Genomic DNA, 11,468 nt, shown 5'->3' on the forward strand with positions numbered 1-11,468 from the left:
TGACGCCTGCTGCGCCGCGGCTTGGGCTGCCGCCTGCGCGGCGGCCGCGGCCGCCGCAGCCTCGGCGGCCGCCTTCGCGGCCGCGGCCTTGGCGGCGGCCTCCTCCTCGGCCTGCTTCTGGGCCAGCCACTGCTGGTAGGTCTGCTTCTGGCCCTCGAGCTGGAACAGCAGGTCCTGGGCGGCGGCCAGCTGGCTGTCGAGCGCGGCCTTCTGCTGCTGCAGGTTCGCCATCTGCGCGTTGGCGGCGTCCACCTTCGCGTTCATCGTGTCGAGCGCGGCCTTCGCCTTGGCCTCGGCGGCGGTCGTGTCGTTGACGGCCTGCTTCGCGGCCGAGTCGGCGTTCGCCTGCTGGACCCGGGCCAGGCGCAGCTCCTCCACCTTCGCGTACTGCGCGTCGGAGACGATCGCGAGCATGTTCGAGCGGTCGATGAAGTCCTGCGGGCCGTTGGCGCTGAGCAGCACCGAGTCCTTGAGCGAGTAGTTGCCCTGGACGAACACATCGTGGGCGAGCTGCTTGACGCCGTCCTCGGCGGCCTGCACGTTGTCGCCGGCGGTCTTGAGGTCGGCGGCGGTCTGGGCCTGGTTCGACTTCGCCTGCTCGAGCTGGCCCTGGGCCATCTCGTAGTCGTCCGCGGCGGCGAGCGCCTGCGCGTTGAGCGCCTCGATCTGGTTGTTCATGTCGGTCACGGCGGCCGAGGCGCTGGCCACCTGGGCCTCAGCCTGCGACTTCGCGCCCGCGGCGCTGTTGATCTGCTCGTCGCTCGGGTTCGGCGGCGGAGGAGGGAGCGCCCCCGCGGGCGGCGCCGCGAAGAAGGTCGTCATACCGAGCATGCAGGCGGCGACGAGCGTGCCCTTTGCTTTCGGGTTCAGCACGAAGCTGCCTCCAAGACCGCGGTTTACAACGGGAAGACACGTGATGGTGTGCGGTCGTGTCCGACATCACGCGGCAACCCATACTGACACGCCTGCCGCGGGAGCACCACCAGTAACAACGATCCCATGTGTAACCCTTCTCTAGTTACATTCGTGTAGTTCCGGGCGTGTTCTCGGGGACCTCCGCCGCGTCGCGCGGCTTGGCGCGCAGCGCGACGGCGATACCGGCCGCGATCAGCATGGCGATGCCGACGACCCACAACCCGGTGCGCTGGCTGCCGGTCAGATCGGCGAGCCAGCCGGTGATGTACGGCGCGGCGAAGCCCGCGGTGTTGCCGATCGAGTTGATCAGCGCGATGCCCGACGCGGCGGCCGCCCCGGCGAGGAAGGCCGTCGGCAGCGACCAGAACGTCGGGAGCGCGCACAGCACGCCGACCGCGCACACGGTCACCGCGATCATCGCCGTCAGTGGGCTGTTCAGGTACAGGGCGATCGGGATGGCGAGGCCTCCGATGATCGTCGGGGCGGCGACGTGCCACGTGCGCTCGCCGGTGCGGTCGGCGTGCCGGCCCCACAGGATCATCGCCACGGTGCCCACGACGAAGGGGATCGCGTTGATCAGGCCGCGCTCGATCAGGGTGTACTTCGTGCCGTACTGCTGCTCGAACCCGGCGATGATCGTCGGCAGGAAGAAGCTCAGCGCGTAGAGGCCGTAGACGATGCCGAAGTACACGAAGGCCAGTGCCCAGACGCGTCCGCGGGTGAGCGACTGGCGGATGCTGACGTGGAAGTCACGGTGCCGGCTGGACTCCTCGGCGCCGATGGCGGCGTCCAGGGCCTCGCGCTCCGCCGGCTCCAGCCAGGTGGCGTCCTTCGGTCGGTCGGTCAGGAAGAACCAGCAGACGACGCCGAGGATGACCGCGGGGATCGCCTCCAGCAGGAACATCGAGCGCCAGCCGGAGAGCCCGAACAGGCCGTGCGTGTACTCGATCAGGGCGGACGACAGCGGCGCGCCGATGGCCGAGGACAGCGGTATCGCGGCCATGAACAGCGCCGTCGCGCGGGCGCGCTGCTTCTCCGGGAACCAGTAGGTGAGGTACAGGATGATCCCGGGGAAGAAGCCGGCCTCGGCGACGCCGAGCAGGAAGCGCAGCACGTACAGCCAGCCGGCGTTCGGCACGATCGTCATGCCCGCGGCCACGATCCCCCAGCTCGCCATGATCCGGGCGATCCAGCGCCGGGCGCCGAACCTATGCAGCGCCATGTTGCTGGGCACCTCGAGCAGCAGGTAGCCCACGAAGAAGACGCCGGAGGCGAAGCCGAAGGCGGTGGCGGTGAGCGCCAGCTCCTTGTTCATCCCGTTGGGTCCGGCGAACGCGATGTTCGTCCGGTCGAGGTAGTTCACGAAGTACAGCAGCATCAGGAACGGCAGGAGCCTGCGGCTCGCCTTGCGGACGGCGGTCTTCAACGCTGGGTGCTCGACGGTCTCGGTGGTCATCGCGGCGGGTCCTCTCGAGTTCTCAGATTCCTGCCACCATCCCGCGGGCAACCGGGACAACACAAGGTCAGCCAGCGAAATTACGGGTACCCGCCGAGGGCCCGGACCGTTGTCCTGCCCCGCTTCGGGGCGACGACGCCCCGAGACGTCGCCGGCCGTCCGTCCGGGCGGCGGGATGTCCGTCCGGGGGCGGCGGGATGTCCGTCCGGGGGCGGCGGCATGCTCGCCCGAGGCGCTGGGATCCAGGGTGCCCCCGGCAGGAATCGAACCTGCGACGCCCGCCTTAGGAGTGCGGCGCTCTATCCACTGAGCTACGGGGGCAGGCCCGGCGCGGACGGCGCGGGGCGATTGCCGATGGTAGTCCATCGGGTGCGCGGCTCCGGCGGGAGAGCGCGCCCCCGGGGATGCCGCTGCGGGACCGACCGGGCGGTGAACAGCGGGCGGACGGGCCGTGACACCTCGCGCGCCGGCGGATAAATCTCTGCCGCTGCGGCGACTTGATGCGCATACTGGCAGTGCACCTTGCGCAGTCCGGCTGGCGGGTCCGGCCGTACACCTGAAGGACGCCGCCATGACCGCTGCCGCGCTCGCCGAGCCCTATGAGCCGATCGTGCTGCTCAACGCCAGCTACGAACCGCTGTCGATGAACGTCACGTTGAAGCGGGCGGCCCGCCTGCTGGTCAAGGGCAAGGCGATCGTGCTCGAGGCCGCCCAGGGCAGGTTCCTGCGCACCTGGCCGTGGCCGAAGGTCCTGATCCTCGTGAAGTACGTGCGCATCGCCCACGACGTCCTGCACCGCCAGCCCGCGGTCAGCCGCAAGGGCGTCCTCAAGCGCGACCGGCACCGCTGCGCCTACTGCGGGGCGCACGCCACGACCATCGATCACGTGCTGCCCAAGAGCCGCGGCGGCGGCATGTCCTGGGTCAACCTCGTCGCCGCGTGCACCCCGTGCAACGGGACCAAGAAGAACCGCACGCCGGACGAGGCCGGCATGCCGCTGCTGTTCAAGCCGTACGTGCCGACCCGTGTCGCGCTGGGGGATGCGGGCATGCGGCACGCCGTACCGGCCTGAGGCGGCCGGCACGGCGTCCGGCTAGCGGGCCGGCGCGCCTGCGAGGGTCGCGGTGATGAGCGCGGCGTGCGCGTAGGCGTGGACGTCGTGCGTCGCGGTGATCGAGATGCCCGAGAACCCCGCATCGGCCAGGTACTGTCGGAAGTCGCTCTCGGTCAGCGCGCCGGCGATGCACCCGGTCCATTCCTGCATGTCCGCGCGGACGTCGTCGGGCATCGTCTCCTCGGCGATCACGTCGCTGAAGGCGATCCGCCCGCCGGGCTTGAGCACCCGCGCCGCCTCGGCCAGCACGACCCGCTTGTCGGCGGCGAGGTTGATGACGCAGTTGGACAGCGCGACGTCCACGCTGTCGTCCGGCAGCGGGATCTCCTCGAGGTAGCCCTTGAGGAACTCCACGTTGTGCACGCCCGCCCGCTCGGCGTTCGCCCGGGCCTGCTCGAGCATCTCGTCGGTCATGTCGAGCCCGTAGACCTTGCCGGTCGGCCCGACGCGCCGCGCGCTGATGAGGACGTCGCCGCCGGTGCCCGAGCCGAGGTCGAGGACCGTCTCGCCGCCGGCCAGGTCGGCGACCTGGGTCGGCACACCACAGCCCAGCGAGCCCTGCAGAGCGTCGTCGGGGGCGACCTCGTCGTACAGCGTCACGCCGAACACGCCGTCGCGGTACAGCTCGGCGCTCGGGCCGCCGCAGCAGCCGCCGCCGGCGGAGCGCGCGGCCTCGGCGTACCGGGCGCGGACCCGCTCGCGGATGTCGTCGGCCGGGCCGATCTCGCCGATCAGCTGCTCGACGCGCGCCTTGATCTCGTCGCGGATCGGACGGACCGCCTCGATGCCCTGGCCGGCCGGATCGTCGAGCTCCCAGTCGAGGTACCGCTTGCCCGGGAAGATCGGGCACGCGTCCCCGCAGCCCATGGTGATCACGACGTCGGCGGCCTCGACGCTCGCGGTGGTGAGCTTCTTGGGCACCTCCTGCGCGAGGTCGATCCCGACCTCGGCCATCGCCGCGCGCACCGCGGGATTGATCTGCTCGGCGGGCATCGACCCGGCGGAGCGCACGGACACCCGGTCGCCGGCCAGGTGCTGCAGCCAGCCGGCCGCCATCTGCGACCGTCCGGCGTTGTGCACGCACACGAACAGGACTTCGGGCTTGTGGTCGGTCATGGGGTGCTCCTATCGGAGGAGGGGGTCGCCGGCACGGTGGGGTCGGCGTCGGGGAAGAGCCGGCGGCGCAGCCACAGGCTGACGTAGACGAGGCCGACGAGCGCCGGCACCTCGATCAGCGGGCCGACCACGCCGGCCAGCGCCTGACCGCTCGCGGCGCCGAAGGTCGCGATGGCCACCGCGATCGCGAGCTCGAAGTTGTTGCCGGCCGCGGTGAACGCGACGGTCGCCGCCTTCTCGTAGCGCAGCCCGACGGCGCGTGCCGCCACGAGGGAACCGACCCACATGATCGCGAAGTAGGCCAGCAGCGGCAGCGCGATCCGGGCGACGTCCGCGGGGCGGTCGGTGATCTGGCGGCCCTGCAGCGCGAACAGGATGACGATGGTGAACAGCAGCCCGTAGAGCGCGAACGGTGAGATCCGGGGCAGGAACGACTGCTCGTACCACGGGCGTCCTCGCCGGGCCTCCAGCAGCCGCCGCGACAGGTAGCCGGCCAGCAGCGGGATGCCGAGGAAGATCAGCACCGACTTGGCGATCTGCCACATGGAGATGTCCAGCCCGTCCTGCGGCAGGCCGAGCCAGCCCGGCAGCACGCTCAGGTAGAACCAGCCGAGCACCGCGAACATCACGACCTGGAAGATCGAGTTCAGCGCCACCAGGAACGCGGCCGCCTCCCGGTCGCCGCACGCGAGGTCGTTCCAGACGATCACCATGGCGATGCAGCGCGCCAGGCCGACGATGATCAGCCCGGTGCGGTACTCCGGCAGGTACGGCAGCAGCAGCCAGGCGAGGGTGAACATCACCGCCGGGCCGAGCACCCAGTTCAGCGCCAGGCTGAGCGTCATCAGCCGCCGATCGGTGGCGATCGCGGACATCCGGTCGTAGCGCACCTTCGCTAGCGGCGGGTACATCATGACCAGCAGGCCGAGGGCGATCGGCAACGAGACCCCGTCGACCTCGATCGCCGAGATGGCGCTCGCGAAGCCGGGGATCCAGCGGCCGGCGAGCAGGCCGGCCAGCATGGCCGCGCCGATCCACAGCGGCAGGTAGCGGTCGAGGAAGGACAGCCGTGCGCCGACGTGGGCGGGCTCGGTGCGGGTGGCGGCGCCGGTGCTCATCGGGCGACCGCCGGTTCCGGGGCGAGCAGCTGCGACAGCACGCCCACGCGCTCCGGCACGACCCGGTAGTAGACCCAGGTCCCGCGGCGTTCGCTGGTCACCAGGCCCGCGGTGCGCAGCGTCTTGAGGTGGTGCGAGATCGTGGGCGCCGAGACCTCGAACGAGCAGGTGAGGTCGCATACGCACACCTCGTCGTCGGCGCTCGCGATGAGGCTGAACAGCTGCAGCCGCACCGGGTCGCCGAGCGCCTTGAACGCGCGCGCGAGGTCACCGGCTTCGGACGCCGGGAGGGCGCGCCGGGTGAGCGGCTCGCAGCACGGGACGGCGCTGCCGGGCGAAGGCTGATTCGACATGGCTCTAATTTAACCGCCGTCGAATCAACCTCGCAACCCAGCGGGCCGCAGGGGCCGGGAAGGCTAGCCGAGCTTCTTCTTCTCGACGTACTTCTTGGCCTCGGCGGCGACGTCGGTCTTGTCGACGGTCACCGACTTCATCATCTGCTTGAGGTCGTCGGTGGTGAGCGCGGCGGAGACCTTGTCGAGCGCCTTCTTCTGCTTGTCGTCCAGCTTGTCCGAGCGCACCAGCGGCACGACGTTCTGCGCGATGAACAGGTTCTTCGGGTCCTTCAGCACGACCCAGTCGTTCGTGACGATCTCGCTCTGCGTCGTGAAGACCACCGCCACCTGGATCTCGTTGGAGTTGAGCTTCTGCTCGGTCAGCGGCCCGGTGGGGATCGACTCGAACTTCGCGAACGTGACGCCGTAGGTCTTCTGGAGCCCGGGGACGCCGTTCGTGCGCGTCTCGAACTCGGCCTGGCCGCCGAGCACGAAGTTCTTGCCCTTCAGGTCCTCGAGCGACTTCACGCCGCTGGCCGCGGTGGCCTTGGTGACGGCGAGCCCGTCCTTGTCCTCGGCCTCGGACTTGTCGAGGATCTCCAGCCCCTTCGGCAGGACGCCGGGGATCGCGTCATAGACCTGCTTGGACTCCGAGAGCGCGGAGTCCTTCTTGTAGAAGGTCAGCAGCGCGCCGGTGTACTCGGGGACCACCGCGACCGAGCCCTCCTCGACGGCCTTCATGTAGACCTCGCGGGAGCCGATGTCGAACTGCCGCGTCACCTTCGCCCCGGCGCCCTCCAGGGCCTCGGAGTAGATCTCGGCGATGAGCTTGCTCTCCGGGAAGTCCGCGGAGCCCACGACGACGTCACCGGAGCTCTTCGCGTCGTTCTTGCCGGACACGTCGTCGCTGCTGGCGCACGCGCTGACGGTCATGGTCGCCGCGAGCGCGAGGGCGGCGAGGGCCTTGGTGCGAATCGTTTTCATGCTGACGTTCCTGCTTTCGCTGAGGAGGTGCGGCTTCGGGCTCGAAGTGGCGGGGACAGCGTGACGCGGGCGAGGCCCGCGAGGGCCAGGTCGACGGCGAGCGCGAGCAGCGCGACCAGCAACGCCCCCGCGGCCATCTTGCCGTAGTCCTGCTGCGGCGGGCCATCGAGAATGTACCGGCCGAGGCCGCCCATGCCCACGAACGCGGCCACGGTGGCGGTGGAGACCAGCTGCAGGGCGGCGCTGCGGACCCCGCTGAAGACGGTCGGCATCGCGTTGGGGATCTCCACGCCGGTGAGGATCTCCCGCTCCGTCATGCCCATGCCGCGCGCGGCGTCCACGACGTCGGGGTCGACCTGGCGGACGCCGGTGTAGGTGGCAGTGAGCAGCGGGGGGACCGCGAGCAGCGCGAGGCAGATCGCCACCGGCAGGACCCCGCCGCCCGTCGCGAGCACGACGAGGGTGAGCAGGCCGATCGTCGGCAGCGCCCGCCCGACGTTGCCGATGTTGACCGCCAGCAGCGCGCCGCGGCCGGTGTGCCCGATGTACAGGCCGACCGGCACCGCGATGACCGCCGCGATGGCGAACGACAGCAGGCAGTAGCCCAGGTGGGCGCCGACCGACGCCGGGATGCCGCGGTCGCCGTGCCAGTTGGCCGAGCTGCCGAAGAACGCTGCGGTCTGCTCGAGGATGCTCATGCGCGTACCACCGCCCCGGTGGGCCGCGTCGTCCGTCGCGCGCGGTCCCACGGGGTGAGCAGCCGCTGCAGCAGCACCAGCAGGAGGTCGGCCAGCAGCGCGACCGCGAGTGACAGCAGGATCGACACGACGATCGGTGCCGCGAACCCGCGGCGGAAGCCGTCGGTCATCAGCGCGCCGAGGCCGCCGACCCCGATCAGCGCTCCCACGTTGACGAGGCTGACGTTGGAGACGGTGGCGACCCGCAGGCCGCCGAAGATCTCCGGCAGCGCGATCGGCAGGTCGACCGCGACGAGCCGGCGCAGCGAGGAGTAGCCCATCGCGTCGGCCGCCTGGGCGGTCGCGAGCGGCACCGAGGCCAGGCCGTCGGCGACGGTGCGCACCATCAGCGCGGCGGTGTAGAGGCTCAGCGCGATGACCACGTTGAGCGGCGAGATGATGGACGTGCCGATCAGCGTCGGCAGCGCGACGAAGACGGCCAGCGAGGGGATCGTGTAGAAGACGCTGGCCGCGCCGATCAGCACGGGGTAGCTCCACCCGAAGCGATGCGCCAGGTAGCCGAGCGGGAGGGCGACGGCGAAGCCGATCACGACCGGGAGCAGCGACAGCCAGAGGTGCTGCCCGAGCGCGGTCAGGATGATCGCGGAGTTGTTGGGCACGTAGGTGCCCAGGTCGCTCCACAGCTCACCCATCGGAACGCTCCTCCACCAGGGCGGCGCGGGTCAGCGTGCCGGCGTACGCGCCGGACTCGTCGACGCACACGGCGTGCCCGTTCGGCGAGAGCAGCGCCAGGTCCAGCGCGCGCCGCGTCGAGTCGCCGGGGCGCACGACGCCGTCGAGGCGGCGGGTGCTGCCGTCGGGTGCCCGCCACGCCGACGGCCGTCCTTCGTCGGACACCACCTCCCAGCCGGCGGGCGGCGACGACGGCAGTCCGTGCGGGTGCGCGAACGACAGGGCGCGGATGCCGCGGTCGCGGCCGATGAACCCGCGCACGAAGTCGTCCGCCGGAGAGCTGAGCAGGTCGCTGGGCGTGGCGAGCTGGGCGAGCCGGCCGCCGACCGCCATCACGGCGATGCGGTCGCCGAGCAGGATCGCCTCGTCGATGTCGTGCGTGACGAACACGATCGTCTTGCCGACCTCGGACTGCAGGTCCAGCAGCTCCTGCTGCAGGCTGTCGCGCACGACCGGGTCGACCGCGCTGAACGGCTCGTCCATCAGCAGGATCGGCGGGTCGGCGGCGAGGGCGCGGGCCACGCCGACGCGCTGCTGCTGGCCCCCGGACAGCTGCGCGGGGTAGCGGGTGGCCAGCGAGCGGTCGAGGCCGACCCGGTCCATCAGCGCCAGCGCCTCCTCCCGGGCCCGGCGACGCGACATCCCGGTGAGGCGGGGGACGGTGGCGATGTTGTCGGCGATGGTGCGGTGCGGGAACAGCCCGGCGTGCTGGATCACGTAGCCGATGCCGCGGCGCAGCGTGGCGGGGGTGCTGTCGGCGATGTCCGCGCCGTCGATCGCGATGGTTCCGGACGTCGGCTCGACCATCCGGTTGATCATCCGCAGCGTCGTCGTCTTGCCGCACCCGGACGGACCCACCAGGACGGTGATCTTGCCGGCCGGGATCTGCATGCTGAGGTCGTCGACCGCCGGCTGCCCGTCGGCGTACCGCTTGCTGACGCTGGTGAACTCGATCAACCGCGAGACCCTTCGTGGCGGTGGGGCGCGTCGCGCCACCGATGACCCACACCGTATGGCATGACCCACGGCGCTGTCGCGAGCTTCTTGGGCGGGAGGACAATCGAGGGGTGAGCACCCCCAGCGAGCCCGTCGAGCGCGACCCGGGCGCCGAGCAGCCGGCGTCCGGCGATCCGGCACCCCGCGAGCCGGGACGGCGCACCGTGGTACGTCGGCCGAGCCGCGAGCTCACCGCGGAGGAGCGCCGGTTCCTCGACCGGTTCGGGCAGGACCGCCCGCCGCACCACGACTCGTCGTGGGGATGAGCCGGCCGCCGCGGATCAGGCGCGCGGGGCCGCCAGCAGGTCGCGGATCTCGGTGAGCAGCTGCTCCTGGGTCGGGGCGTCCTCCTCCAGGACGCCGGCCTTGCGCCGCTCGGTGATCTTGCGCATCGGCAGCACGACCACGAAGTAGATCACTGCGGCGGTGATCACGAAGGAGATCAGCTGCGAGATGAAGGCGCCGTAGGTGAATTCCTGGCCCGCCACGGTGAACTTGCCGCCGACCTTGCCGCCCCCGATGAGGTTGATCAGCGGGGTCAGGAACGAGGCGGTGAAGACCTCGACGAGCTTGTTGAACGCGCCGCCGATGACCACCGCGACCGCGAGGTCGATGATGTTTCCGCGGAACAGGAAGTCCTTGAAGCCCTTCATGGGATCTCTCCTTCTGCCGGCGCGGGCCGACCTCTGATCAGGGATGCTGAGCGGACACCGTAGCAACGATCACCTCGGCGGCGATCAGGCTGCCGATCAACTGTGTATCACCGGGAGGGACGCCGACCACTACCCAAGCCGGCCGCGCTGCGAAATCGTGACCTTCGGCCGACGGCTGCCGGATGTCGAGCAGCGCCAGGCCGGCGGCGGTCAACGCCGGCGGCTGGTCGCCGGTGGCCGCGTAGAGGTCCACGCGCTGGCCGGGGCGCAGCACGCTCGCGTAGGCCGGGTCGACGGCCAGCACGAGCGGGATCGTGGCGACCTCGGCCACTGCCGGAGCCCTGCCGGCCGGGTCGGCGGACGGCGCGGGCGGCTCGCGAAGGGCGAGCAGGACGGCGGTCGCGGCCAGCGCCACGGCCAGGAACCGCCGGACGGTGCGGGACCGAGGTGCTCCCCGGCGGCGGCCGACGCCGGAGCGGCGGGGCGTGCGGTCAGGCGCGGGCATCGGCATCCTCCGGGTGCTGGCGGGATGCTCAGCGTCCCGCCGGCGACGCGGCGGCGCGAGAGGAGATCAGCGGCCTGTGGACACCGGCTGCCGGGTGTGGATCAGTCGCCCGCGGACGGCGTGGAGCTCGCGGCCGAGGTGCTGGCCGCCGGTGTCTTCCCGGAGTCCGAGCCGCTCGAGCCCGACGTCGACGAGCCGGACGAGGACTCGCTGGGGATGCTCGACGACGAGCCGCTGCGGGAATCGTTGCGGTAGAACCCCGAGCCCTTGAACACGACGCCGACCGAGTTGAACACCTTGCGCAGCTCGCCGTGGCACTCGGGGCATTCGGTGAGGGACGAGTCGGAGAACGACTGAACGATCTCGAAGTGGTGGCCGCACGTCTTACAGGCGTACTGATAGGTGGGCAACGGGATCCTCCAAAAAGACTCTGCTCGATTCTACTCGCCGAGCCGCTGCAGCCGCGTCGGAGTGCACAGCCAGCCGATCCGGACGTCGTGCGGGCCCGCGGGCAGCGCGAGCGCGACCTCGTCGTCGTGCACGACGCCGACCAGCCGCTCGGCCGGCCAGCCCGCGAGCGCGCGGTCGTAGTAGCCGGCGCCGTGGCCGAGGCGCGAGCCATCCAGCCCCATCGCCACGGCGGGCACCAGCACCACCTCGGCGTCCGCGAGGTCGCCCCGGGCGCTGTCGTCCGCGGGCTGGCGCAGCCCGAGCGGCCCGGCGACCAGCGTGTCCGAGCCGCCGTACACCGCCCACTCCAGCAGCGTCCCGCGCTGCACGGTCAGCGGCAGCAGCACGCGCGCCGCGCGGGCCAGCGCGTCGAGCACCGCGATCCCGCCCGGCTCG

Annotated in this window: 15 protein-coding genes and 1 tRNA gene; 2 read left to right on the forward strand and 14 right to left on the reverse strand. The window is 71.2% G+C overall.

The window, feature by feature from the left end; all coding sequences use genetic code 11:
- The 3 genes from F8A92_RS17350 to F8A92_RS17360 form a co-directional block, all read right to left on the reverse strand.
- On the reverse strand, window positions 1-873 hold an 873-nt coding region (locus F8A92_RS17350), incomplete at its 3' end, for a coiled-coil domain-containing protein (protein ID WP_407643707.1).
- Window positions 874-1,018: 145 nt separating this feature from the next.
- Complete coding sequence (locus tag F8A92_RS17355) at window positions 1,019-2,371, reverse strand: MFS transporter (protein WP_153506440.1); 1,353 nt, start codon at window positions 2,369-2,371, stop codon at window positions 1,019-1,021.
- A gap of 248 nt (window positions 2,372-2,619) precedes the next feature.
- A tRNA-Arg gene (locus F8A92_RS17360) sits at window positions 2,620-2,692 on the reverse strand.
- 250 nt (window positions 2,693-2,942) lie between these two features.
- Between F8A92_RS17360 and F8A92_RS17365 the strand changes: the two genes are divergently transcribed.
- A complete protein-coding gene (locus F8A92_RS17365; protein ID WP_153506441.1) occupies window positions 2,943-3,443 on the forward strand; it encodes an HNH endonuclease in 501 nt (166 codons plus the stop codon).
- A 21-nt stretch (window positions 3,444-3,464) separates the two neighbouring features.
- Here F8A92_RS17365 and arsM read toward each other — a convergent pair whose 3' ends face one another.
- The 7 genes from arsM to F8A92_RS17400 form a co-directional block, all read right to left on the reverse strand.
- Window positions 3,465-4,601 (reverse strand): arsenite methyltransferase, encoded by a 1,137-nt coding sequence (gene arsM, locus F8A92_RS17370; protein WP_153506442.1) that lies wholly within the window; start codon window positions 4,599-4,601, stop codon window positions 3,465-3,467.
- Window positions 4,598-5,719, reverse strand: a complete 1,122-nt coding sequence (arsB, locus tag F8A92_RS17375; protein WP_153506443.1) for an ACR3 family arsenite efflux transporter — start codon at window positions 5,717-5,719, stop codon at window positions 4,598-4,600. The genes arsM and arsB overlap by 4 nt, the downstream gene beginning before the upstream one ends.
- Window positions 5,716-6,072 (reverse strand): ArsR/SmtB family transcription factor, encoded by a 357-nt coding sequence (locus F8A92_RS17380; protein WP_153506444.1) that lies wholly within the window; start codon window positions 6,070-6,072, stop codon window positions 5,716-5,718. Before F8A92_RS17380 ends, arsB begins: the two co-directional genes overlap by 4 nt.
- Before the next feature lie 63 nt (window positions 6,073-6,135).
- Window positions 6,136-7,038 carry an ABC transporter substrate-binding protein gene (locus F8A92_RS17385; protein WP_153506445.1) on the reverse strand — a complete coding sequence of 301 codons (903 nt, stop codon included), beginning with the start codon at window positions 7,036-7,038 and terminating at the stop codon, window positions 6,136-6,138.
- Window positions 7,035-7,736: an ABC transporter permease gene (locus F8A92_RS17390; protein WP_153506446.1), complete on the reverse strand. Its 702-nt coding sequence runs from the start codon at window positions 7,734-7,736 to the stop codon at window positions 7,035-7,037. Before F8A92_RS17390 ends, F8A92_RS17385 begins: the two co-directional genes overlap by 4 nt.
- The gene (locus tag F8A92_RS17395) at window positions 7,733-8,428 is read right to left on the reverse strand and encodes an ABC transporter permease (RefSeq protein ID WP_153506447.1); all 696 of its coding nucleotides are present in this window, start codon (window positions 8,426-8,428) and stop codon (window positions 7,733-7,735) included. Before F8A92_RS17395 ends, F8A92_RS17390 begins: the two co-directional genes overlap by 4 nt.
- Window positions 8,421-9,425 (reverse strand): ABC transporter ATP-binding protein, encoded by a 1,005-nt coding sequence (locus F8A92_RS17400; RefSeq protein ID WP_194291563.1) that lies wholly within the window; start codon window positions 9,423-9,425, stop codon window positions 8,421-8,423. Before F8A92_RS17400 ends, F8A92_RS17395 begins: the two co-directional genes overlap by 8 nt.
- 110 nt (window positions 9,426-9,535) lie before the next feature.
- Between F8A92_RS17400 and F8A92_RS17405 the strand changes: the two genes are divergently transcribed.
- Window positions 9,536-9,730 (forward strand): hypothetical protein, encoded by a 195-nt coding sequence (locus F8A92_RS17405; RefSeq protein WP_153506448.1) that lies wholly within the window; start codon window positions 9,536-9,538, stop codon window positions 9,728-9,730.
- 15 nt (window positions 9,731-9,745) lie between these two features.
- On the opposite strand, the gene mscL is transcribed toward F8A92_RS17405, so the two are convergent.
- From mscL to F8A92_RS17425, 4 genes are all read right to left on the reverse strand, one after another.
- Complete coding sequence (gene mscL, locus F8A92_RS17410) at window positions 9,746-10,117, reverse strand: large conductance mechanosensitive channel protein MscL (RefSeq protein WP_153506449.1); 372 nt, start codon at window positions 10,115-10,117, stop codon at window positions 9,746-9,748.
- Window positions 10,118-10,154: 37 nt separating this feature from the next.
- Window positions 10,155-10,532, reverse strand: coding sequence for a hypothetical protein (locus F8A92_RS17415; protein ID WP_153506450.1), 378 nt, complete (start codon window positions 10,530-10,532; stop codon window positions 10,155-10,157).
- Window positions 10,533-10,723: 191 nt separating this feature from the next.
- On the reverse strand, window positions 10,724-11,032 hold the full coding sequence (locus F8A92_RS17420; protein ID WP_153506451.1) for an FmdB family zinc ribbon protein: 309 nt from the start codon (window positions 11,030-11,032) through the stop codon (window positions 10,724-10,726).
- Window positions 11,033-11,062: 30 nt separating this feature from the next.
- Window positions 11,063-11,468 (reverse strand): 5-formyltetrahydrofolate cyclo-ligase (locus tag F8A92_RS17425; protein ID WP_153506452.1); only part of this gene is annotated, 406 nt, incomplete at its 5' end.

Origin of the sequence: Cumulibacter manganitolerans (assembly GCF_009602465.1) — a bacterium.
GTDB lineage: Bacteria > Actinomycetota > Actinomycetes > Mycobacteriales > Antricoccaceae > Cumulibacter > Cumulibacter manganitolerans.